We start from the raw sequence: 21,593 nt of genomic DNA on the forward strand, positions 1-21,593 counted from the left end.
GGTTCGGCATGTTCTTCCTCTTGGCTGGACCTCCGTGAATTCCGGTCCCTCATTAAGTAGGTGCCGCGAGAAAGAAAAGCGGGCAGTCGATCGGCAAACTTTTTCTGCGCAACCTCAGTCCGCCGGCATGACTGTCGCCCAGAAGCGGGTGCGGCGTTGCACTCTTATTGGCAGCACGTGGCTGAGCGTATCCAGAATTCGGTCGGTGTCGCCCAGCGGAAACACGCCGGACAGACGCAGATCGGCGACCCGGGGGGCCACACGCAATATGCCTGGACGGTAGCGGCCCACCTCAGCAAGAAAGTCCGCCAACCTTTGTTCGTCGGCGTTCAGGTAGCCGCGCGTCCAGGCATCGGTGTGCTCGCCAATCGGGCGCGGCGGCTGGACCTCCTGACGGCTGAACTGCGCGCGTTCGCCGGCATGCAGCAGGCGGGAGTCGCCTGCGTTTTGCAGGGGCGTGATCTCGACCGCGCTCTCCAGTACGGCGACGCTAGTCAACCCGGCGTGTTGCCTTACGGTAAAGCGCGTACCCAGCGAGCGGATGCTGCCTTCGGCGGTTCGCACCATCAAGGGCCGGGGATCATTCTGACCGGGTTGATGCCGGGTGGTGACCATGATTTCGCCGTCTATCAACAGAATCTGGCGCGAATGGGCGTCAAAGCTCAGGTTGACCGCACTACCTGTATTGAGCGTGAGCTGCGTGCCGTCCTCCAATGTGACGTCGCGCCGCTCGCCCGTGCCGCTGCGGTACTGTGCCGTCCCGCTCTGCCAGGCTCCCGTGCGCGAGACCAGCACGCCAAGGCCGCAGGTGGCTCCTCCCCAAAGCAACATCCGCGTGGCGCGGCGGCGCGCGGGCGAGGCCGGTTTGCCAGCCGGGCCATAGAACGACAGCGCCGCATAAGCAGGCGTACGCTCGAGCGACTTCATGCGACCCGCGATGGATTCGATGTGCTGCCAGGCCGCTTCATGGTCGGGATGCGCCTGACGCCATTGCATCCAATGTTGATGCTCCTGCTCGGCGGCCTCGCCAGACATAAGCAGCGTGAGCCAATCCGCGGCGGCGTTGGCGGTGGCCCGGCTGATCAAGCGACCACAGGGCAGAGTCAGTGCATGTGTTGACGCGGGCATGGCGTCAGAGCGCCAGCGCAAAGAGACATTCCTGGTTGGCCCGGGTGAGATACTGCTTGACCGAACTACTCGAGGCTCCAAGGCGCTCGGCGATTTCGGCGTAAGTCATCTCGAACAGATGCGCCAGCAAAAAGGCCTCACGCACTTTGGCAGGCAGACCGTCGAGCACGCGATCGATCTGTTGCAGGCTCTCGAGCGCCAGCAGGCGTCGCTCCGGCGAAGGCGCCACCTCTTCGGGCAGGCAGGCCAGGGCTTCCAGATAAGCGGTTTCGAGCAATTGACGGCGATGCCGGTGCGCCAGCAGGCGCCCCGCGATCGTGGCCAGAAAGGGGCGAGGCTGGCGGATTTCTCCGGGGACGATCTTACCGTCGAGCAGGCTCAGAAACGTGTCCTGAGCCAGATCCTCCGCTGCGAAAGTATCGCCTACCCGTTTGCGCAGCCAGCCCTGCAGCCAGGTGCTGTGTTCGACATACAGCCCGGTCAAATCCGGACGAACGGGGAGTTCCTGGGCAGACATGGAAGCGCACTGGGGGATGGGCGTGTATTAAATAAGAATCGATCTCATTGTACACAAGCCTGGATACCCCCTTTGCCGTTATCCAATTCATCAAACGAGGGCATCTGCAGCAGGAGCGTAGGTCAGGATTCCGGCATCGCTCGGACTTACGGCGGGCCGGATGATGTTCGCGGATGGCGCACTCGGCGAGTGCTGAACTGCAAGATGTTTGGTGAGGTTGCGCGCGGGCACGTGCAGTCGCTACGTGGCCCACCGCGCATAACTGCGTTGTGCCGTAAGGCGAGTGTCGCCGCGCAAATGAAAATGCCCAGCCGTTAGGCTGGGCATTGAATCTTTTGGTGGCCTGGGGCGGAATCGAACCACCGACACAAGGATTTTCAATCCTCTGCTCTACCGACTGAGCTACCAGGCCAACGAAGACCGCAACTATACACGTTTTTTTTCGGATGTGCAGGCAATCGCGTGTTTTTTTTCTTGGTGGGTAGAAATCCGTGTTCTGCTGGGATGCGTCGGCCGGGTAGCGGGCGGTTTGGGGGTGGCGCTGGGCCGGGCGGGCGGGGGGTATAATCGCAGGCATCGCTGTTACCTGCCGCAGCCGCGTTCTCTTTTCTGATGTCAGTCGCTGTTCTCGCCTTCGGTCTGAACCATACCTCGGCGCCGGTTTCGGTGCGCGAGCGCGTGTCCATGCCCGTCGACTTGGTCAAGCCGGCACTGGAAGGGTTGCGTTTGGCGTTTGGCGGGGCGGTGCGCGAGGCGGCCATTTTGTCGACCTGTAATCGCACCGAGATTTATTGCGCGGCCGATGCCACGGTGGCCGAGAAGTTGCCGGTCTGGCTGGCGGATCACCATAGTCTTGATGCCGGCAGTCTGCACCCACATCTTTACCGTTTGCGCCAGGACGAGGCCGTGCGGCATGCTTTTCGCGTGGCCAGCGGTTTGGATTCCATGGTGCTGGGCGAGCCGCAGATTCTGGGGCAGATGAAAGACGCGGTGCGCGCGGCCGAGCAGGCCGGGTCGCTGGGCACGTTGCTGCATCAGCTTTTTCAGCGCACGTTTTCCGTTGCCAAGGAAGTCCGCTCGCAAACAGAGATTGGCGCGCATTCGGTTTCCATGGCTGCTGCCGCGGTGCGCCTGGCCGAGCGCGTATTCGGTAATCTGGATCAGGCTCGCACCTTGTTTATCGGCGCCGGCGAGATGATTGAGCTGTGCGCGACGCATTTCGCCGCGCAGCGTCCGCGGTCGATGGTGGTGGCTAACCGCACGGTCGAACGTGCCGAGTCGCTTGCCGGCCGTTTCTTGGCTGGCACGATGAAGCTGGCCGATCTGACGGAGCGGCTGGCCGAGTTTGATGTCGTCGTTTCCTGTACGGCCAGCTCCCTGCCCATATTGGGTCTGGGGATGGTAGAGCGCGCAACGCGGCAGCGTCGCCATCGCCCGATGGTGATGATCGATCTGGCGGTGCCGCGCGATATCGAGCCCGAGGTCGGTCGCCTGGACGACGTCTATCTTTATTCCGTCGACGATCTGGGCCGCCTGGTTCAGTCCGGTACGGATGCGCGCCGCGCGGCCGTGGTGCAGGCCGAAGCCATTATCGAAACCCGCGTCCAGGGCTTCATGCATTGGTTGCAATCGCGCGAGGTGGTGCCCGTCATCCGCGATCTGCATCAAGCTGCCGAGGATGTGCAGGCCGCCGAGCTGGAGCGCGCGCGCCGTATGTTGGCGCGGGGCGAGTCGCCCGAGGCGGTGCTGGAGCAACTGGCGCATGGGTTGACGCAGAAGTATCTGCATGGCCCTCTGGCCGAGCTCAACCGCAGCGCGGGCGACGAGCGCAAGCAGTTGCTGGCTTGGGTGCCGCGCCTGTTTCCAGGCCGCGATTCGCGCCGTTAGCTGTCCCGTCGGCTTGCGCCGTGATGGCACGGCAGCGCATGCGCGCGCGTGATTTCCAATTTTCTTTTCTCGACTACGCCCATGAAATCCTCCATGCGAGGCCGGCTGGAACAGCTGGCGCACCGCCTGATCGAAGTAGATGCCTTGCTGGCCGACCCGGAAACGGCAGGGAATATGGATCGTTTTCGCAAGCTCTCGCGCGAGCGCGCCGAGCTGGAGCCGGTGGTGGTGGCCTTCACGGCGTTCGAGGGCACCGAGGCGGATCTGGCTACGGCCCAGGAGATGCTGTCCGATCCCGAGATGAAGGCCATGGCCGAGGACGAGATCAAAGCGGCACGCGAACGCCTGGAGGTGCTGGAAGGTGAGCTGCAGCTGCTGCTGTTGCCGCGTGATCCGAATGATGGCCGCAGCTTGTTTCTGGAGATCCGCGCCGGCACGGGTGGTGATGAGAGCGCGCTGTTCTCGGGCGATCTGCTGCGCATGTACTCGCGCTATGCAGAGAACCGCGGCTGGCGTGTTGAGATCATGTCCGAGAGCCCTTCGGAATTGGGCGGCTACAAGGAAGTGATTGCGCGCATCGATGGCGACGGTGCCTATGGCCGGTTGAAGTTCGAGTCGGGGGTGCATCGTGTGCAACGCGTTCCGGCGACCGAGGCTCAGGACCGTATTCATACGTCCGCCTGCACGGTGGCGGTCATGCCTGAAGCCGATGAGATGAACGAAATCGTCATCAATCCGGCGGACCTGCGTATCGACACGTTTCGCGCCAGCGGCGCGGGTGGGCAGCACATCAACAAGACGGATTCGGCGGTTCGGATCACGCATTTGCCGACCGGGCTGGTCGTCGAGTGTCAGGACGATCGGTCGCAGCATCGCAACAAGGATCGTGCGATGCAGGTGTTGGCGGCGCGCCTGAAGGACAAGGAATTGCGCGAGCGGCAAAGCAAGGAGGCCGCCGAGCGCAAGAGCCTGGTGGGTTCGGGTGACCGGTCCGAACGCATCCGCACGTACAACTATCCGCAGGGCAGGGTCACGGACCATCGCATCAACCTGACGCTGTACAAGCTTCAGCACATTCTGGAAGGCGATCTGGATGAGTTGACCGGGGCGCTGTTGGCCGAGCATCAGGCCGAGCAGTTGGCGGCGCTGGGCGACGCGATCTGATCGCCATGCAGATCAAGGACCTGTTGCAGGACCGCCGCCTGCCGCGCCTGGAGGCGCGGATGCTGGTCGAGCAGGTCTGGCGCCGCTCGCGCGCCTGGTTGCTGGCCCACGATGACGATCCGGTCGACGCCGCCCAGGCCGCTGCCTATGAGGCGCTGGCGCAGCGCCGGCTCGCGGGCGAGCCCATGGCCTATGTCATCGGGCATCGGGAGTTCATGGGGCATGTCTTTCAGGTGACGCCCGATGTCCTGATGCCGCGGCCCGATACGGAAACCCTGGTCGAGGCGGCGCTGGCGTTTCTTCGCGACCGGCCCCGGGCGCGGGTACTGGATCTGGGCACAGGTAGCGGCGCCATCGCAATTTCGATTGCCCTGGCCTGTCCCGAGGCCAGTGTGACGGCGACGGACCTCAGCGCGCAGGCCTTGGCGGTGGCACGCGGCAATGCGCTAGCGTTGGGAGCGCGTCTGGCGTTTGCTCAGGGCAGTTGGTTCGAGGCGGTGGGGCCCGACCAGCAGTTTGACCTCATTGTGTCCAACCCGCCTTATATTCACGCCGAGGACGTGCATCTGGGGCAGGGCGATCTGCGCTTTGAGCCGCGCTCGGCGCTGACGGACGGCGCCAATGGGCTGGCGGCGTTGGCTGAGATCGCGCATCAGGCGCCGGCGCGGCTGCTTGCCGGAGGGGCTTTATGGATGGAGCATGGCTGGGATCAAGCCCTGGCCGTGCGCGCTTTGCTGCAAGAGGCGGGTTTGCGAGAGGTTGCAAGCCGCCAGGATCTTGCCGGGATCGAGCGGATTTCCGGCGGTTTTCTATAATAGGGTTTATGTTCCGCTTGTTCCTTTTGCGAGTTAATCCATGAGCGACGTACAAGATTTCATCCGCGACACCGTCAGTCAGCATCCTGTTGTGCTGTTCATGAAGGGTACCGCGCAGTTTCCGCAGTGCGGGTTTTCGGGCCGTGCCATCCAGATTCTCAAGGGCTGTGGCGTCAAGAAGCTGGTGACGGTCAACGTGCTTGAAGACGACGAAGTGCGTCAGGGCGTCAAGACGTTTTCCAACTGGCCGACCATCCCGCAGTTGTATGTGGGCAGTGAGTTCATCGGTGGTTCGGACATCATGAACGAGATGAACGAAAGCGGCGAACTCAAGACGCTGCTGGATGACGCTGGCGCGACGGTCTGAGCATGCGCCGTCTGGTCGTTGGCATCACCGGCGCCACGGGCGCCCTTTATGCCGTGCGCATGTTGCAAGTTCTGCGCGGCGTCGAGGATGTGGAAACGCATCTGGTGGTGTCGGCCTCCGGTGTACTCAATATCCAGCATGAGTTGGATATTGGGCGCCATGAGGTACAGGCCCTGGCTGATCATAGCCACGGTGTGCGGGATGTCGGCGCAACGCTGGCCAGCGGCGCGTTCGCTACGGCCGGCATGGTCATCGTTCCCTGCTCCATGCGCACGTTGGCCGCGGTCGCGCACGGCCTGTCCGATAACTTGATCACACGCGCGGCGGATGTGACGCTCAAGGAGCGCCGCCGTCTGGTGATGATGGTGCGCGAGACGCCATTCAATCTGGCGCATCTGCGCAATATGACCGCCGTCACGGAAATGGGCGGCATTATCTTTCCGCCGCTGCCGGCCTTCTATCATCGGCCGGCAAGCACCGAAGAGATGATCGATCACACGGTCGCCCGCGTGCTCGATCTCTTCGACATCAAGGTGCCCGGCCCAAGCTGGGACGGCACGCGGGCCTGAGCGCCGGCGCAGCCGGATCAGGCCGGGATGGGATAGGTTTGCTGGTAGCGCACGCTGAAGGTCTTGAAGGCCTGCAGCGCCTGCTGTGGGTCATGGCCCGGTTTGACCAGAAAGCTGTCAAATCCCACGCGCGCTTGATAGTAGATGGTGTCGATCATTACATCGCCCACGGCCCGCAGCTCACCCTTCCACCCGAAATTACGGCGCAGCAATTGCGCCAGCGAGTAACCGCGCCCATCGGTATAGACGGGGTGACCTGCCCCCAGATTTAGTACGGCACCGACATAGAGCCCAGGGGTAAAAGACCTTCTTTCTGATGAGCCTGCACGAATTGCGCCGGCGTTAAATATCCGAGCGCGCTGTGAGGCCGATCGGTGTTGTACTCGACTCGCCAGTTTTCGATCAAGCTTTTAGCCTGTCGCAGGGACAAGAACCAGTGCTCGTTAAGGCATTCGTCGCGGAACTTGCCGTTGAAACTTTCGATATAAGCGTTCTCCACCGGCTTACCCGGCCGAATAAACGACAGCTTTACGCCTGCTTGGTAGGCCCAGGCGTCCAAGGCTCTTCCGGCGAACTCTGGCCCGTTGTCCACGGTAATAGATCGCGGCAGGCCACGCATCTCCGCCAGCCGTTGCAGCACCATGGCAACACGCAGTCCCGGCAACGACGTATCGACCTCGATGGCCAGGCATTCGCGAGTGTAGTCATCGACGATAGTCAAACAGCGGAATCGGCGGCCATAGGCTAGGCCGTCGGCCACAAAGTCCATTGACCAACTCTGATTCGGCGCGATTGCCGCTGGGCGAACCACGCGCTCGGTCGCCGCGATTCGCTTACGCTTTCGTTTTCGCACGCTTAACCCTGCCAGACTGTACAGCCGCCAGATTCGCTTGTGATTTGCTTGCCAGCCTTCGCGACGTAAGAGCACATGGATCCTCCGATAGCCGTAGCGTCGTTTCGCCACTGCCATCTCTTTCATGCGCTCGGTCAGCGCAGCATCGCCTGAGCGTGTGCTCTCGTAGGCAAACAGCGACCGCGAAATTCCTACCAGCCCACAGGCCCGGGTAACACCCATGCTGCGCTCGGTCATTAATGTCCTGACCGCCTCGCGTTTGGCCTGCGGGCTGACTACTTTCGGCTTAGCAGATCCTGAAGCGCCGCCTTGTCCAGCATCGACTCGGCCAACAGCTTCTTGAGCTTGTTGTTCTCCTGCTCCAGCTCCTTGAGCCTCTGAGCGTCCGACACCGTCATGCCACCGAACTTCGCCTTCCAGTTGTAGTACGTTGCCTCGGAGATTCCGTGCTTGCGGCACAACTCTGCGGGCTTGGCACCTGCATCGGCTTCCTTGAGCACGCCGATGATTTGCTCTTCCGTAAATCGTTTCTTCATTGCCATTCCTTTGGGAACGGACTCTACATCGATTTCGTACTAATCACGGGGAGCAGGTCAGAATGACAAGATTTCTAGCATCGGTAGTCGAGGCAGTATTGCATGGCGGAGGAGGATAATGAACACGCCGCACAAGTAAATCCATGGAATGGATGGTTGTATTTCTTACCTGCTGTGCTTGGCACGGTGCGCGGGCAGATGATCCGATAGCCGGAAAGGCTGCCGCCGCCCGGCTGCGGATACGGCGTTGCAATAGCATCCGCCAGCGAGAATGGCCGGGATAAATGAATCATCCCGGCGCTCAGTGACAGAAAAAAACCCGCAGTCGACTGGCGACGGCGGGTCTGAGACGGTTGAAAGCGGGCCAGCGCGTGTTGGCTAAAGCTCGATGAGCAGCAAAGGCCGGGCAGGACAAGCCTGTTTGCCCCTGGCGGGGTTGAGCCACCGCCAGGTCCAACAGGGGTTAGCCCTGTCAGAACGCGTAGCGGACACGCAGGTTGGCTGCTCCCCCCTGACGGTCGCCGACATATCCCTGAAGACCCACGTTCATCGTCAGGTTCTGTTTGTCCGCCAGCGGCGTCATGGAAACGCCCAACTCGGCAATGCCGGTATTGCCTTTTAGCGTTGGGGAGTTGATAGACAGGTTGTAGGCCGTGCCTTTCGCATTGCCGGAAAACTCCCGCTCATACGCCAACCCGACATAAGGCGTCACTTGAGGCGTCACGGCATAGCTGTAGCGTGTGCCTATCCGCACGCGCGAGCTATTGGTGGTTCCGAAGTCCAGGTGATCCTTGCCGAGCTCCACGCTGTCTGAGCCAAGCCGGCTCCAGGTATAGCGGCCATAGACATCGAGCTTTTGTTTGGCATCCAGGCGCAGGGCATAGCCCACGCCAGCCATGGCGCTGAAATAGTTGGCCTTGGAGTCGTACTGGCCCCGGTTGCCTTGAGGATCGATCAGGTCGCTGTCAAAACGCGTTTTGGCTTGACCCGCCCGGACCGCGGCCTTGAGATACAAGCCGTCATCATCCTGGATGGACGGCGCCGAGGCGGCCGGGCCCATGCCGGTGCCAGCCACATTCATGTGAAACAGCGCGCCGCCACCGGTGTAACGCACGCGGCCGTCGCCATGCACGTCGCCGTAATTGTCAAAGCTGTTGTAGCTGTCATAGTGGCCGTTACCGTGCTCGACAAAGGCACCTACCATCATGGTGCTCTGGCTGCGCAGCGTGAAGGCCTGTGCGGCACCCATCACAAAGCCGACGTTGCGCAGTTTGATGTGCGAGCCGGTGTCGTAGCGGCTCTTGCCGCCGTCGATGAGTGCGAACAGGTTGCTGTTGCCGGTACCCAGGCTTGCACGCGCCGCGCCAATGGCCGAGTCACTGATCAGGTCCGCGCCCTGGTTGATCTGAGCGAGCGCCGCGAGACGTCCCTCCAGGAAGGCTTTGGACGTCGGATTGATTCGAACCGCTGCGGGCGTCGTCGAGCCGGTGCTTTGCTTGCTGGCGATCGTGAGCACCAGTTCGTCGTTGACCACGGTCAATGTGGTGTCGTAGACGAGGAAGTGCCCTTGCTTGACATTGGGGGTCGTCAACGTCGGCGATCCGGTGGCCTTGTCGATGAGGGTGATCACATCGCCGCCATTGAGCTGGTTGCCGCCGCTTTGCAGCGCCACGCTGTGCTTGGTGTTGTCCAGTTGCACGGCTTGCGACCCGGTGATGTGAATCAGGCTGTCCTTGTTGACGACATCCGTGGGTAGCACCCAGTTGTAGTTTTCGAAATGCTGAATGTTCGTCACCGTGCCCCGGTAGCCCTGCAGGGTCAAAGTGTTGCCTTGATAGTAGCTGGTGAACGTCGGGTCCAGGTTGACGAGGCCGTCGCCATTGACGCTCAGGCCGCCATAAAGCGCACCCGCGATCGCGATCTGATCGCCGATGAGCGTTACGGTGTTGTTCTGCGTCAGGCCCCCCCGGCCCGCTTGCCCGGGAGTCGTCGTCGTCGTCGACCCAATTGAAATCGAGACCGCTCCGGCCTGCCCGCCCTGGCTGACGCCGCCATAGATGTCGCCCGTCAACGAGGAGGTGCCAGCAATGCGAATGCTGTTATTGGACGCCGCGCCCCCGTTGCCGCCGTTGGCCGAGAGGATGCCATGGGTCTGGGAGTAGGTGTTGGCGGATCCGCCTGTGCCACCCGTGCTGATCCCCCCGAAGACAGAACCGCCGTCATAGCCGGCGGCGCCATTGCCTCCCGCAGCACCCGTGCTGACCCCGCCGAACACCGATCCGCCTCCATGCCCTGCTGCGCCACCGCCTCCCGCCGACAACGTGGAGCCGAATACGCTGCCACCATCGCCACCGGCGGCACCTTGCAATTGAACATTGGTCAGTGTGAGGGTGTTGCCGGTGATATCGCCTCCGGCGCCGCCTTCCGCGTAACCGCTTGCAGAGCCGTAGCTGTATCCACCCGCGCCGCCGGTGCTCACGCCACCGAATACGGATCCGCCGCCATGCCCGGCCGCGCCACCGCCGCCAAGGGAGGTGGTGGCGCCGTTTACGCTGCCGCCATTGGCGCCAGCGGCACCTTGCAGTTGCGCATCGGTCAGCGTGATGATGTTTCCACTGACCGCACCACCTGAGCCGCCATTAGCGGAAACGGTGGGCGTCTGTTGGCCGAGGAATGCTTCTCCACCCGCTCCGCCCGTGCTCACACCACCGAAAATCGGGTTCATCGAGGAATACCGGGGAATGCAGACCGGATCTTGAGGAAGAAGTACTCCTGATCGCGGTAGCCGTAGGCGCGGCGCTTGATGACTTTGATGGTGTTGTTGATGCCCTCGACGATGCTGGTGTTGAGCCGGTGGCGACAGCGAGACAGAATCCCGTGCAGATAGGCTTTTAGCTTGAGCGCGAAGTGAGCCAAGGCGGCGATGCCGCTGCCCTGAGCCTGTTGCAGCCAGTGATCCCATGCCTGGCGGGCGTAGCCGGGGTGTTGGTAGAACCACAGCTGTTTGAGCTCATCGCGCATCAGATAAGCGGTGAGCAAGGGCTGGTTGGCCTGGAGCAACTCGTCCAACTTTACCGATTGGCACGGATCGAGGTTTTTGCGATTGCGCAGCAGTAGCCAGCGACTGGACTTGATCACCCGGCGGGCCGGCTTGTCGTGCCGCAACTGGTTCGCTTGGTCTACACGCACCCGGTCTATTACTTCACGGCCGTACTTGGCCACGACGTGGAACAGGTCGTAGACGATCTCGGCGTTGGGGCAGTTGGCCTGGATCTCCAGCTCATAGGCCGTCGTCATGTCGATCGCTACGGCCCGGATCTGCTGGGCAACCCCAGTTGGCAGTTGTTCGAAGAAGGCTCTGGCCGTCTCGCGCGAGCGGCCATCACCGATCCATAGCACCTGACGGCGGATCGGATCGACAACGACCGTGGCATAACGATGGCCCTTGTGTAGAGCGAACTCGTCCATCGCTAGGTAGTGGATCTGGCTCCAGTCCGGCTCTTGGATCGCCCGTCGCAGCAGGGCCTTGTCCAGCGCCTTGACCGTGTGCCAACCCAGTTGGAAGAAGCGCGCCACGGCCAGAATGTTGCTGGACTCAAGCAACTGGCTGACCGCCTCGGCCAGCCGGTCGGTCACTCGCTGGTAACGGCCCAGCCAGCTCAGCCTCTCCAGATGCGGTCCACCGCACTGCTCGCACCAGACCCGCCGACGCGGCACTACCAGCGTCACTCGCAGCGCCATTAGCGGCAGATCCCGCACCCGGCGCGTGGTCGTCTCATGCACCTGCCGACATCGGTTGCCGCAGTGCTCGCAGTGCATCGTTCGCGCTGAAGGCTTCAGGTAAATCGTGACCGTCCGACTCTCACCTTCAGGCCACACGACCCACTCCACCCGATAACCTTCCCACCCACCCAACCTCTCGATCGTCTTGCGGTCCAGCATGATCCCGGCCTTGATCCTTGAAAAATCAAGGATCAAGCGTAACGGCAATCAAGCACGGCTCCACGCTATTCCGCGATGAACCGAAAATCGAGCCGCCCCCATGGCCGGCGGCGCCGGCTCCTCCAACAGCGGTATCGGAGGAGTGGTTGCCGCCGGCCCCGCCGGCAGCACCGTCCAGTTGAACATTGGCCAGAGTGATGGTGTTTGCGCTGACCTCACCGCCGGCGCCGCCGTCAGCGTTGACGAGGGACTCGCCGCCGGCCCCGCCGGTGCTGATTCCACCGGAAACCGTACCACCTCCATGGCCTGCTGCTCCAGCGGCGCCTCGCGCGCTGTCAGTCGGACTACCTGCTTCGACGTTTCCGCCGTTGCCACCGGCGGCGCCTTGAAGCCGCACATGACTCAACGTGATGATGCTGTTGCCGATGTCTCCCCCTAAGCCGCCCTGAGCGGGGGTGGGGGTGGGGGAGTTGAGTGAGTTGCCGGCCGCTCCGGCGGTACTTATCCCGCCGATGGCAGATGCCCCGCCGGTGCCGCCTGCTCCGGCACCTGCTCCGTAAATGGGATTGAACACGGAGTAACTGTAAGTCTCGCCACTCATTCCACCGCTGCCGATGACCAGCGAGCCAGATGAAGCTGGCCCGTTGAACGTTACCGATTTCCCGGTAATATTGCTGGCAGGCTTGCCCGCTGCATCGGCATCGGTGGTGCCTGGCCCACCATTTGCGAAACCGCCAATGAGGTTAACCGATGCCGACTGAACCGCAGAGCCGCCGTCGGCGCCATTGGCCCCGCCAGTATCCGTTGCTGCATGAGAAAAACTGCTGACCAGCAAGGTCGAAGACATCATGGCCGCGAGCGGGGACAGCTTAAATTTCATGCGAACTCCTGGGTCGGTCTACGGGGGCGGACGGCATCCGTTGTCGGAGTCCGAGCTGTTTTAAGAAGGTTGTAAGTGTTGCTTCCGGATCAAATTAAAACAAGATGTTTTCAATTATTTTTTGGGGGCTGGATCATGTTTGCCCCCCCCCCCCACCGGAAAAGATCGGGTTATCGAAAAAATACGTTATTCACACTTGCCCGAATAACGCGAGGCGACAGGGTGGTCAGCTTCCGTGGAGGCAGGGCGACCCACAACCGCCGTCCTCTATGTCGCAGCGTGCCGGAGCCTCATCGCCTCCGTGCTGGGTCATAGGGCGTTCGGGCGCACTCAATGGCGAGGAAAATGGGCGTGTCAGTCACGCCGCCAGCGAACGTAATAGCGCTTGCTTTCGGCATTTGGTGTTCAAGAAAACCAGCGTCGTCTGTTTGAATGGAGGCGTGCTCGCCATTCATATCGCGTGATCCGAAATAAATGTTTTATTTTGAGTTTTATTTCTTGCAGAGGCGGCTAGGTCATGATTGGCGCGGTGCTGACATTGCTGTGAGTTGCCTATCAAGGCACCGCGGGCTGAAATAGTGGGCAGGCGTGCACGTTGACGCGTTTGTTTTGGGTCGACGATCCAAGACAAGGTTGCAAGTGACGGCATCGGTCATATCCGCCCACAGGGGCCCACGGCGACGGATCTTCCCGATGTTACGGCGGGGTGGCCTGCTCAATGGAAAGCGTCGCCTGGCGGCGCCGAGGTAGCTCGATCACCCGCGCGCCGGCCTCGGCGCGCGCGCGCAACTGGCCACAGCCGGCGTCGACATCCTGGCCGGCGCTGTTTCTGACCTTGGTCAATACACCCCGGCTGTGCAGATAGCCGACGATGTGGCGCGTGCGGGCGCCGTCGGGGCGCTGGAAGTCATCGCCCTCCAGGCTGTTGAAGGGGATGACGTTGAGCACGCCATACTTGCCCTTGAGCAGCGTCACGATGGCGTCGAATTCGTCATCACCATCGTTGACGCCTTTGAGCAGCGTCCATTGGTATTGGATCGGGTAGCCGGTGGCGCGGGCATAGTGCTCGCCAAGATCGACGAGCTCCTGAGGTGAGATTTTTGGCGCGCGCGGCAGGAGTTGCTGGCGCAGATCGGCCTTGGTCGTGTGTAACGACAGTGCCAAGGCGGGCTTGATGCGCTGTTGCGGCAAGGCGTCGAACACGCGCCTGTCGCCCACCGTGGAGAACACGATGTTCTTGTGGCCGATATCGCCCTCGGTGCCAAGCAGGTCGATGGCTTCGAGGACGTTGTCGAGGTTGTGCGCCGGCTCGCCCATGCCCATGAAGACGACTTTTTTTACCGGGCGCAAGCGTCTGGCCAGCACGACCTGGGCAAGGATCTCCATGCTCGCGACCTGCCGGATCAGACCGCTCTTGCCGGTCATGCAAAAGCGGCAGCCCACCGCGCAGCCGACCTGGGTCGAGACGCAAAGGCCATCGCGCGGCAACAGGACGCTTTCGATCATCTGCCCGTCGGCGAGCTCGACGAGCAGGCGCGAGCCGTCATGGCCGGCATGCTCGGAGTGGACACGAGCCAGACCATCGAGTTGCGCCGTCAGGGCAGGCACGGCCTCGCGCAGGGCAAGCGGCAGAAAGTGTTCAGAGCTGCGCCGTCGCGTGCCGGTGTCCAGCGGCTGTCCTTTCAGCCAGACGCGCGTCAGCCGTGCGCGATGCACGGGCAGTGCGCCAAGAGCGGCAAGGCGGAGGTCGAAGTCGGAAAAGCGCATGGGGGCGCATTTTACCGGGTGCGCGCTCGGCCGCTTGGCGGGCCTGGGCGCCAGGCATTTCGCCGACCCATTATCGGCTGATGACCATCCCGTCCCCCTGTGAAGCCACAGGGGGCAGAGCACGCGATACGTGTCCGCCCCGTTTCTTATTGCGCGTTTGCCTTGACGTGGCGCACGACTTCCGCGTGGGTGGCGATCCAGGCGCCTTTGGCGCGCGCGGCTTTGAGGATTTCTTCGAGAATCCAGATCCGGGAGCGGGCGGTGATGACATGCGGATGCATGGTCAGTTGGAACAGGCCGCCATCGGCGTGAGCCCCTTCGAGTTCGCGCATGAAGATATCCAGCACGCTTTGAGGAGGGGTGTAGGGCCGCAAGGACTGGAAGCGATGCATGACGAAATAGACGGCATCGTCGCGGATCCATTCGACGGGCAGCTCCACCACGCCGGACAGGCGTCGAGGTCAGCCATGCGATGGTGCATGGCGGGCCTTTCCCGGCAACGACCAATGCGATGTACACCTCGGTGGGGGCCACGGCCATAGACCGGTTTCTGCGGCCGGTCTGCTACCAGGATCTACCGGACGTGCTGCGGCCGCCGGTGTTGCAGGAAGGCAATCCGTTGGGGATTTGCCGCATGGTCGACGGGGATCTGACGCTGCCGTGGGCACCGGTGGCGGCAGCGTGCACGCACGGCGCTGCCGGCTCCTCAGGCGGCCAGGTCCTTGTCCCAACGTGGCAACTCGCTGCGGATCCAGGAGGTGGCGGCAAAGGTCGCGAACAGCTGTCCTGTCGTCTGTACCAGACGGGATAGCGACTCGAGGTCGTCTTCCTGGGCGCTCATGCGGTGCCAGGCGCGTGTTTCGTGTTCGATCAACTGGATATAGCCGTAGATATTGGCAACCACGATCAGATCGGCGTGCGGCAATGTGGTCGATTTTTCGATGTGCGCATGCAGGGCGTCGAAGTACAGGCCGGCGCGCGCGCTGCGCAGATACTGCCTCAGGCCGTCGAGGTCGGTGCGAGCGCAGACTTCACGCAACAACAGCAGATCGCTCCAGGCCGCCAGGATGTTGCCCACCAGCATGCGCTGGAAGAGTTCTGCCACCGCGGCGCTGGCGCGCTCCTGTTCGCGTCGCTGCACGAATGACAGCCACAAGGCCACGATCACCGCGCCCACCGTGCCGCTGGCGGTCATCAACTCCAGCAGTTTGATTTCCTGGGGGAGGGTGCCGTTGCTGACTGCCACGCGTTGCAGCAGCACGAGTCCCAGACCGATGGCCAACAGGAGCAAGACAAGCCAGACGCCGGCTTGCAGGCGGTTTGATTTGGATGCGCGGTCTTGAATGCTCACGGCCAATTTCCTCGGGATTGGCCGCATCATACCCGCAGGGCGGTGTGCCGTGGCGGGTCGGTGTGCGGCGCGGGCCTTTACACTGTCGGGCAGGCGTGTTTGTCTTCAGGAGCGTTTATGAGTTGGTCCGCCAAGCAGTACTCCGCTTTCGAGAATGAGCGTACGCGTCCGGTGCGGGATCTCGTGGCAGCCATCCCCGATGCCGAGGTCCGGCATGCGGTCGATCTCGGTTGCGGCCCGGGCAATTCGACCCAAGTGCTGGCGGACCGTTATCCGCAGGCCAAGGTCAGCGGCATGGACAGTTCGCCAGACATGGTTGCCGCAGCCCGCAAGCGTTTGCCCGGACTGGCGTTCAGCCAGGCAGATATTTCCAGCTGGCGTCCCGCCGATCGTTACGATGTCATTTTGGCCAACGCTTCTCTGCAATGGGTGCCCGACCACGCGACACTCTATCCACGGCTGCTGCAGACGCTGACACCGGGCGGCAGCCTGGCCGTCCAGACACCAGACAACCTGGAAGAGCCGGCGCATCGTCTGGCGCGGGCGGTGGCCGCCGAGCAGCCCTGGGCCGCCAAGCTGGCAGGCGTGCGTCACCCCGACAGGCACAGCGCGGAATGGTATTACGCCCTGCTCTCGCCCCTGGCCCAGCGCGTGGATGTGTGGCGTACCACCTATATGCATCCGCTGGCCGGCGCGCGCGCCATCGTCGAGTGGTTCAAGGGCACGGCGTTGCTGCCCTACCTGAATGTGCTGGATGACAACGAGCAGGCGGCGTTTCTGGCACGCTACGAAGCCGCGATTGCCCAGGCGTATCCGGCGCTGCCCGATGGCACCGTGCTGCTGCCGTTTCCGCGCCTGTTCGTGGTGGCTTCCCGCAAGGCCTGATGCCCCAGGGGCAGGGCAGGCGCGGCGCGGGTCTGTCCGCCGCGCCAGGGCGATACCTAGCTGTGAACTGTCAATAGGTTGTATTCGTCCAGGTTGAGTCTGGAGATGGGTACAGCGCGCCCGATGCCTTGGTGGGGTCGATGCCAGTTGTAGTGGTGTAGCCAGGATTTCATGGCATCGGCTCGGTGTTGGGAGTTCTGGTAGGTGTGAGCGTAAGCCCACTCACGCAAGGCCGACTGGATGAAGCGTTCGGCCTTGCCATTGGTCTGTGGGCGGTAAGGTCGGGTAAAGCGGTGCTTGATGCCCAGCTCATGGCACAGCGCGGCGAAGGCGCGGCTGCGAAAGGCCGAGCCATTGTCGGTGAGCAAGCGCTGGATGGTCACGCCCAGGCGCTGGTAGTAGGCCACTGCGTCCTTGAGGAACTGGACGGCGCTGGGGAAGCGCTCGTCGGGGTGGATGTCGGTGAAGGCCACGCGGGCGTGGTCATCGATGGCCACGAAGACGAAGTCCCAGCCGGCCCCCTCAACGGTATCGCGTCGGTTGCCCGTGACCCGGTGGCCAGGGCGCTGGATACGTCCCAGCTTCTTGATGTCGATGTGCAGCAGATCGCCGGGGGCCTGATGCTCGTAGCGCACCACCGGCTCGGCCGGCTCCAGGTCGGCCAGGTGCGACAGACCGGCGCGGGCCAGGACGCGGCTGACGGTGCTGGCTGACACGCCCAGCGCCTGGGCGATGCGCGCTTGGGTCAGCCGCTTGCGGCGCAGCTCCACGATAGCCAGCGCCTTGGCCGGCGCAATCGCTCGGGGCGAGACCGTCGGGCGCGAGGACGCATCGGCCAAGCCCGCCTGGCCCTGAGCCAGAAAGCGGCCCAGCCATTTGCGCACAGTCGGCGCGGTGACCCCATAGGCGCGGGCCGCTTCAGGCACACAAACTTGATGGGCGATCAATTGCTGGACCATTTCGAGGCGACGTAGGAAGGTCAATCGGGCATGCTTATGGGTGTTCATCCGGCCGGGCTCCTTGAGTGAACTGGGGGGTTGGCGATTTCCAGTTTCTCAAATCCGGTTCGGATGAACCATGCATACAACCTATTGAATCTTCACAGCTAGCCCATGATTCCGATCTGCCACGGGACAAATTCGTTGTCCCCAAGGCCCAGGTCTTCGCTCTTGCTGTGTTTGCCGGATGCTGTCGCCAGCAACTCTTCAAAGATGCGCTGCCCCATTTCTTCGAGCGACATGGTCCCATCCAGGATTTCTCCGCAATTGATGTCCATGTCTTCGGACAGGCGCGAATACATTGGGGTGTTCGTCGCCAACTTGATCGAGGGAACGGGTTTGGCCCCGAACATGGAACCGCGCCCCGTAGTGAAAGCGATGAGATTGGCTCCCCCTGCTATCTGGCCCGTGGCCGAGCACGGGTCGTAGCCTGGGGTGTCCATGAAGACCAATCCGCTCGTGGTGACTGGTTCGGCATACTTATAGACCTCCATCAAGGAGGTGGTGCCGCCCTTCATTGAGGACCCAAGGGATTTCTCAAATATGTTGGCCAGGCCACCCTTGTTGTTGCCAGGGCTGACAGCGGCATTAATCTGTACGTCGCGTCCTTTGGCGTAGTCTTCCTTCCACCAGCGTATGCGCTCGACCAGTTTCTCGCCAACCTCGCGACTGGCCGCCCGGCAAGTCAATGTTTGCTCGACGCCATAGATCTCCGGCGTTTCCGACAAGATCGCCGTACCGCCATGGCGAACGAGGATATCCATGGCGGCCCCCAGTGCGGGATTTGCGGTAATGGACGAAAAACCATCGGAACCGCCACACTGCAGACCTACTTTGAGATGGCGCGCTGACACCTGGGTGCGCTTCACGCGGTTGGCTTCCGGAAGCAAGCTCTAAATTTCAGCAATACAGGCCTCGATCGTTTTGCGCGTGCCGCCCGTCTCCTGCATAACGAACGTCTTCAAGCGCGAACCGGAAGTCAAGCTCTCCTGTTCCATCAGGCCCGAAATCTGGTTCCGCTCGCACCCCAGGCCGACAATCAGCACCGCCGCGAGGTTCGGATGCCGCGCATAGCCGGTGATCGTACGGCGAAGCAGTGCCATAGGCTCGCCGGTCATTTCCATGCCGCACCCGATAGCATGGCTGAACGCCACGACGCCATCGACGTTTGGATAGCCGGCCAGGCGCTCAGGCGTAAACCATTCTGCTGCCTTCCGAATGACCGTTGCGGAACAGTTCACGGTTGACAGCAGGCCAATGTAATTGCGCGTGCCGACGTCCCCGTTGGCGCGGACGATGCCTTCGAAAGTGGCCCGGTTCTCCTCGGCGACGAAGTCAGTCGGCTTATAATCGCGAGCGTGCGCATAGTCACGGTCGAATTCCCGAAACTCGACGTTGTGGCTGTGGACCATTGTGCCCTGAGGGATATCTTGCGCCGCAAAGCCGATGATCACGTTGTACTTTCGGATCGGCTCACCTGCCCTGATATCTCGTGAAGCAATCTTGTAGCCGGCTGGCGCCTGACTGCGCGACCGGTAAAGGCCGCCTTCAAGCGCTTCGCCCAGCCCCACATCTGTGCGAGCGATGACTACGTTATCCTCGCCGTGCAATCGGATCACTGACCCGATCACACGTTTCCCGCTCGTTGCCAGCGGGGCTGCTTCCTGTATAAACGTTGCGCAGTGATTCGCCATGATCAGGCCCTTTTCGCAATCGCCTTTTCGACACGGCGCACGAGGACATCGATGTCCTTGAGGTCGGCTTGCGTCAACGCCGGACCGGGTGCGCGCATCGCTGCGGAGCTGATTGCGCCGCGGCGCTTGAGCACTTCCTTGCGCACTGCGACGCCCCACTGCGATTGGTTCTCGAAGCTGAGCAGAGGCAAATAGGTGTCAAAGAGATCGTGTGCTTCCTCGACCTTGCCGGCACTGTAAAGGTCGTGAACACCTGAAAGCATCTCGGGATAGGAGAAGCCTGCCATCGGGCCTTCGATCCCGTGGGCGAGCTCCTGCAACAAGAACACTCCGTTATTGCCAGTGAGAATCGGAACGGGGCGCACGAGCGCAGCCCGGATACGTGTGATCTTTGCGGCGCTCGGAATATCCTCTTCCTTGATGGCCTGGATCTGGGGAAACCGCTCGATAAGACGCGCGATCGTCGGCACCGACATCCACACTCCAGTCGAGAACGGAAAGTCCTGCAAGACCGTGGGGACGTCGCCGATACGGGCAAATACGGCGGCGAAGTAATTGAGGATCTCTTCTTCGGTTTTCAACCCGCTGGCCGGGGCAATCATCACGCCGTACGCGCCTGCCTCCATCACCTCCTTCGTCAAGGTCGCCAGTTGCGCGACGCTCGGATTGCTGACGCCAGCGATGACCGGCTTGCCGTTGGCGCGGGCGACATAACGACGGACCGTGGCGATCGATTCTTCCATCGACAGCTTTGCCGCTTCTCCGGCTACGCCCAGAACCGTCAGTCCAGCAGCACCATGTTCCAGATAAAAGTCGCACAGCGTGTCGACGCTGGGAAGATCCAAGCTGCCGTCGTCGGTAAACGGGGTTTGGGCGACGACGAAGAGACCACTGAAAATCTTAGACATTTGATTACTGCTCCTGTTTGTTAGCGCTAATATTAGCGCTAACAAACTTGATCGGAGTACTAGGGTTGTCCCTAGCTATTAGCGCTAACATTCCCGAAAAGCATGCTATCTTTCCGCCATAAGTTCAGCCGGCGACTCCGAAATGCAGATTCTTCCCCCACCCAAACGCATCAGGCGAGGTTCTGGCCGAGTCACGCTTGCCGACGTCGCCAAAGTCGCCGGAGTTTCCGCACAGACCGTCTCGCGCGTCCTCAATAACCCCAAGTCGGTTCCGGAGCCAATGCTGGATCATGTGCGCGCTGCGATCGCGCAAGTCCGCTATGTCCCGAATCGACTTGCCGGTGGACTGGCTTCCGGGCGAAGCAAATTGGTCGCAGCCCTCGTGCCGGCGATCGCATCCCCCGTCTTCCAGGAGACACTCCAGGCATTGACCCAGGCGCTGGCCACCAGGGGATACCAGCTCATGCTGGGCGAAAGCGGCTACGACGATGCAGACGAACTGGAACTCCTAGAAAACCTCATCAGCAGAGGCCCCGACGGTATCGTCCTCACGCGTGTCGTGCAGTCGGAATTAGCCAGGCAGCGACTGGCCGCATCCGGAATACCGGTGGTGGAAACATGGGATTTGACCGACCACCCTGTCGATATGCTCATTGGCTTCTCTCACGAGAAAGTGGGCGTGGCTGTTGCCGATCTGCTCCTGGAACGGCAAGTCAAGGCGCCAGCGATGATTTCTGGCAACGATCCGCGTGCGCAACGCCGCAGAAAGGGATTTACACAGCGCTTAATTGAGAGCGGTTGCATCGGGGCGGAATCAGATTTGCCCGTGGCTGAGGTGAATGCCCCGGCCCACTTCGGAGATGGGCGTCGCGCCATGAGCGAACTGCTCAAGACCGGGATCTCGATAGATGGCCTGTACTGCAGCACTGACGCCCTCGCGCTGGGCGCTCTCATTGAACTGAAAGAGCAAAATATCCTAGTGCCTGATCAGGTTGCCGTTGTCGGCTTTGGCGATTTGGCGACCTCCCCATACACCAGTCCTCCGTTGACCACGATCCGGATAGATGGACGCAGAATGGGAGCTTTGGCCGCTCAACTAATCTTTGAACGAGCCAGTGGAGATCTCGTGTCGCCGGCGATCCAGGACATCGGGTTCGAGGTCGTGCGGCGAGCCAGTGCCTAGAAAAAAAATCGCCCTAGCACAGCAGGAGCGATTTAAGATCGAAGGTCTGCGTTCCAGCCTGACCGGGAGACGCGTGCTGCCGACCCAGCCCTAATGCCGGGATAAACCACCCTCACAGATAAGACGGGCACCCAAAACAAAACAGCCCG

General features: G+C 61.9%; 18 protein-coding genes, 1 tRNA gene and 3 pseudogenes. 8 read left to right on the forward strand and 14 right to left on the reverse strand.

Going from position 1 to position 21,593, the window contains the following annotated elements; translation table 11 throughout:
- Positions 1 to 114 precede the first annotated feature (114 nt).
- The 3 genes from LK440_RS00165 to LK440_RS00175 all read right to left on the reverse strand — a co-directional run bounded on the left by LK440_RS00165 (position 115) and on the right by LK440_RS00175 (position 2,057).
- On the reverse strand, positions 115 to 1,149 hold the full coding sequence (locus LK440_RS00165) for a FecR domain-containing protein (protein WP_005016696.1): 1,035 nt from the start codon (positions 1,147 to 1,149) through the stop codon (positions 115 to 117).
- The gene (locus tag LK440_RS00170; RefSeq protein ID WP_025341253.1) at positions 1,133 to 1,645 is read right to left on the reverse strand and encodes a sigma-70 family RNA polymerase sigma factor; all 513 of its coding nucleotides are present in this window, start codon (positions 1,643 to 1,645) and stop codon (positions 1,133 to 1,135) included. Before LK440_RS00170 ends, LK440_RS00165 begins: the two co-directional genes overlap by 17 nt.
- A gap of 336 nt (positions 1,646 to 1,981) precedes the next feature.
- Positions 1,982 to 2,057, reverse strand: a tRNA-Phe gene (locus tag LK440_RS00175).
- A gap of 200 nt (positions 2,058 to 2,257) precedes the next feature.
- Between LK440_RS00175 and hemA the strand changes: the two genes are divergently transcribed.
- The 5 genes from hemA (at position 2,258) to LK440_RS00200 (ending at position 6,447) form a co-directional block, all read left to right on the forward strand.
- On the forward strand, positions 2,258 to 3,532 hold the full coding sequence (gene hemA / locus LK440_RS00180; protein ID WP_005016694.1) for a glutamyl-tRNA reductase: 1,275 nt from the start codon (positions 2,258 to 2,260) through the stop codon (positions 3,530 to 3,532).
- 81 nt (positions 3,533 to 3,613) lie between these two features.
- The gene (gene prfA, locus LK440_RS00185; protein WP_005016693.1) at positions 3,614 to 4,696 is read left to right on the forward strand and encodes a peptide chain release factor 1; all 1,083 of its coding nucleotides are present in this window, start codon (positions 3,614 to 3,616) and stop codon (positions 4,694 to 4,696) included.
- A 5-nt stretch (positions 4,697 to 4,701) separates the two neighbouring features.
- Positions 4,702 to 5,511: a peptide chain release factor N(5)-glutamine methyltransferase gene (gene prmC, locus LK440_RS00190; RefSeq protein ID WP_005016692.1), complete on the forward strand. Its 810-nt coding sequence runs from the start codon at positions 4,702 to 4,704 to the stop codon at positions 5,509 to 5,511.
- A gap of 40 nt (positions 5,512 to 5,551) precedes the next feature.
- Positions 5,552 to 5,878 (forward strand): Grx4 family monothiol glutaredoxin, encoded by a 327-nt coding sequence (grxD, locus tag LK440_RS00195; RefSeq protein ID WP_005016691.1) that lies wholly within the window; start codon positions 5,552 to 5,554, stop codon positions 5,876 to 5,878.
- 2 nt (positions 5,879 to 5,880) lie between these two features.
- Entirely contained in the window at positions 5,881 to 6,447 is a 567-nt protein-coding gene (locus LK440_RS00200; protein WP_005016690.1) for a UbiX family flavin prenyltransferase, read from the forward strand.
- 17 nt (positions 6,448 to 6,464) lie between these two features.
- Here LK440_RS00200 and LK440_RS00205 read toward each other — a convergent pair.
- The 7 genes and pseudogenes from LK440_RS00205 to LK440_RS00235 form a co-directional block, all read right to left on the reverse strand.
- Positions 6,465 to 6,698, reverse strand: a pseudogene (locus tag LK440_RS00205) (DUF934 domain-containing protein); the annotation flags it as partial.
- A 17-nt stretch (positions 6,699 to 6,715) separates the two neighbouring features.
- Positions 6,716 to 7,836, reverse strand: a protein-coding gene (locus tag LK440_RS00210; protein ID WP_101557886.1) for an IS3 family transposase whose coding sequence is annotated in 2 segments (ribosomal slippage) — positions 6,716 to 7,584 and positions 7,584 to 7,836 — 1,122 coding nt in all. Because the reading frame shifts where the segments join, the coding sequence is not laid out codon by codon here.
- 472 nt (positions 7,837 to 8,308) lie between these two features.
- Positions 8,309 to 10,561, reverse strand: a complete 2,253-nt coding sequence (locus tag LK440_RS00215) for an autotransporter outer membrane beta-barrel domain-containing protein (protein WP_005016670.1) — start codon at positions 10,559 to 10,561, stop codon at positions 8,309 to 8,311.
- Complete coding sequence (locus tag LK440_RS00220; RefSeq protein ID WP_005016668.1) at positions 10,558 to 11,778, reverse strand: ISL3 family transposase; 1,221 nt, start codon at positions 11,776 to 11,778, stop codon at positions 10,558 to 10,560. The genes LK440_RS00215 and LK440_RS00220 overlap by 4 nt, the downstream gene beginning before the upstream one ends.
- A 25-nt stretch (positions 11,779 to 11,803) precedes the next feature.
- Positions 11,804 to 12,658: a hypothetical protein gene (locus LK440_RS00225; protein ID WP_005016666.1), complete on the reverse strand. Its 855-nt coding sequence runs from the start codon at positions 12,656 to 12,658 to the stop codon at positions 11,804 to 11,806.
- A 696-nt stretch (positions 12,659 to 13,354) separates the two neighbouring features.
- Positions 13,355 to 14,425 carry an RNA methyltransferase gene (locus LK440_RS00230; protein WP_005016664.1) on the reverse strand — a complete coding sequence of 357 codons (1,071 nt, stop codon included), beginning with the start codon at positions 14,423 to 14,425 and terminating at the stop codon, positions 13,355 to 13,357.
- 146 nt (positions 14,426 to 14,571) lie between these two features.
- Complete coding sequence (locus tag LK440_RS00235) at positions 14,572 to 14,868, reverse strand: polysaccharide deacetylase family protein (RefSeq protein ID WP_005016662.1); 297 nt, start codon at positions 14,866 to 14,868, stop codon at positions 14,572 to 14,574.
- Between the two features lie 5 nt (positions 14,869 to 14,873).
- Here LK440_RS00235 and LK440_RS00240 point away from each other — a divergent pair.
- Positions 14,874 to 15,071 (forward strand): annotated as a pseudogene (locus LK440_RS00240) (aldehyde dehydrogenase (NADP(+))); the annotation flags it as partial.
- Positions 15,072 to 15,131: 60 nt separating this feature from the next.
- On the opposite strand, the gene LK440_RS00245 reads toward LK440_RS00240, so the two are convergent.
- Positions 15,132 to 15,776, reverse strand: coding sequence for a hypothetical protein (locus LK440_RS00245; protein ID WP_005016658.1), 645 nt, complete (start codon positions 15,774 to 15,776; stop codon positions 15,132 to 15,134).
- Between the two features lie 117 nt (positions 15,777 to 15,893).
- Here LK440_RS00245 and tam point away from each other — a divergent pair, with 117 nt between their 5' ends.
- Entirely contained in the window at positions 15,894 to 16,661 is a 768-nt protein-coding gene (gene tam, locus LK440_RS00250; protein ID WP_005016656.1) for a trans-aconitate 2-methyltransferase, read from the forward strand.
- Between the two features lie 56 nt (positions 16,662 to 16,717).
- Here the strand turns inward: tam and LK440_RS00255 are convergent, their stop codons facing one another.
- The 3 genes and pseudogenes from LK440_RS00255 to LK440_RS00265 form a co-directional block, all read right to left on the reverse strand.
- Positions 16,718 to 17,668, reverse strand: a complete 951-nt coding sequence (locus LK440_RS00255; RefSeq protein ID WP_005012067.1) for an IS481-like element IS481 family transposase — start codon at positions 17,666 to 17,668, stop codon at positions 16,718 to 16,720.
- A 98-nt stretch (positions 17,669 to 17,766) separates the two neighbouring features.
- Positions 17,767 to 19,353: pseudogene (locus tag LK440_RS00260) on the reverse strand (UxaA family hydrolase).
- A 2-nt stretch (positions 19,354 to 19,355) separates the two neighbouring features.
- Entirely contained in the window at positions 19,356 to 20,261 is a 906-nt protein-coding gene (locus LK440_RS00265) for a dihydrodipicolinate synthase family protein (RefSeq protein ID WP_005016655.1), read from the reverse strand.
- Between the two features lie 142 nt (positions 20,262 to 20,403).
- Between LK440_RS00265 and LK440_RS00270 the strand changes: the two genes are divergently transcribed.
- Entirely contained in the window at positions 20,404 to 21,444 is a 1,041-nt protein-coding gene (locus LK440_RS00270; protein WP_076879512.1) for a LacI family DNA-binding transcriptional regulator, read from the forward strand.
- Positions 21,445 to 21,593: the final 149 nt, after the last annotated feature.

The sequence above is a fragment of the Bordetella holmesii genome, assembly GCF_020735985.1.
GTDB classification, from domain to species: domain Bacteria; phylum Pseudomonadota; class Gammaproteobacteria; order Burkholderiales; family Burkholderiaceae_B; genus Bordetella; species Bordetella holmesii.

Excerpts from the sequence above, each read along its gene's own strand:
- LK440_RS00170 (WP_025341253.1), bottom strand. The coding sequence starts at position 1,645 with ATGTCTGCCCAGGAACTCCCCGTTCGTCCGGATTTGACCGGGCTGTAT.
- hemA (WP_005016694.1), top strand. The coding sequence starts at position 2,258 with ATGTCAGTCGCTGTTCTCGCCTTCGGTCTGAACCATACCTCGGCGCCG.
- prfA (WP_005016693.1), top strand. The coding sequence starts at position 3,614 with ATGAAATCCTCCATGCGAGGCCGGCTGGAACAGCTGGCGCACCGCCTG.
- prmC (WP_005016692.1), top strand. The coding sequence starts at position 4,702 with ATGCAGATCAAGGACCTGTTGCAGGACCGCCGCCTGCCGCGCCTGGAG.
- grxD (WP_005016691.1), top strand. The coding sequence starts at position 5,552 with ATGAGCGACGTACAAGATTTCATCCGCGACACCGTCAGTCAGCATCCT.
- LK440_RS00200 (WP_005016690.1), top strand. The coding sequence starts at position 5,881 with ATGCGCCGTCTGGTCGTTGGCATCACCGGCGCCACGGGCGCCCTTTAT.
- LK440_RS00215 (WP_005016670.1), bottom strand. The coding sequence starts at position 10,561 with ATGAACCCGATTTTCGGTGGTGTGAGCACGGGCGGAGCGGGTGGAGAA.
- LK440_RS00220 (WP_005016668.1), bottom strand. The coding sequence starts at position 11,778 with ATGCTGGACCGCAAGACGATCGAGAGGTTGGGTGGGTGGGAAGGTTAT.
- LK440_RS00225 (WP_005016666.1), bottom strand. The coding sequence starts at position 12,658 with ATGAAATTTAAGCTGTCCCCGCTCGCGGCCATGATGTCTTCGACCTTG.
- LK440_RS00230 (WP_005016664.1), bottom strand. The coding sequence starts at position 14,425 with ATGCGCTTTTCCGACTTCGACCTCCGCCTTGCCGCTCTTGGCGCACTG.
- tam (WP_005016656.1), top strand. The coding sequence starts at position 15,894 with ATGAGTTGGTCCGCCAAGCAGTACTCCGCTTTCGAGAATGAGCGTACG.
- LK440_RS00255 (WP_005012067.1), bottom strand. The coding sequence starts at position 17,668 with ATGAACACCCATAAGCATGCCCGATTGACCTTCCTACGTCGCCTCGAA.
- LK440_RS00265 (WP_005016655.1), bottom strand. The coding sequence starts at position 20,261 with ATGTCTAAGATTTTCAGTGGTCTCTTCGTCGTCGCCCAAACCCCGTTT.
- LK440_RS00270 (WP_076879512.1), top strand. The coding sequence starts at position 20,404 with ATGCAGATTCTTCCCCCACCCAAACGCATCAGGCGAGGTTCTGGCCGA.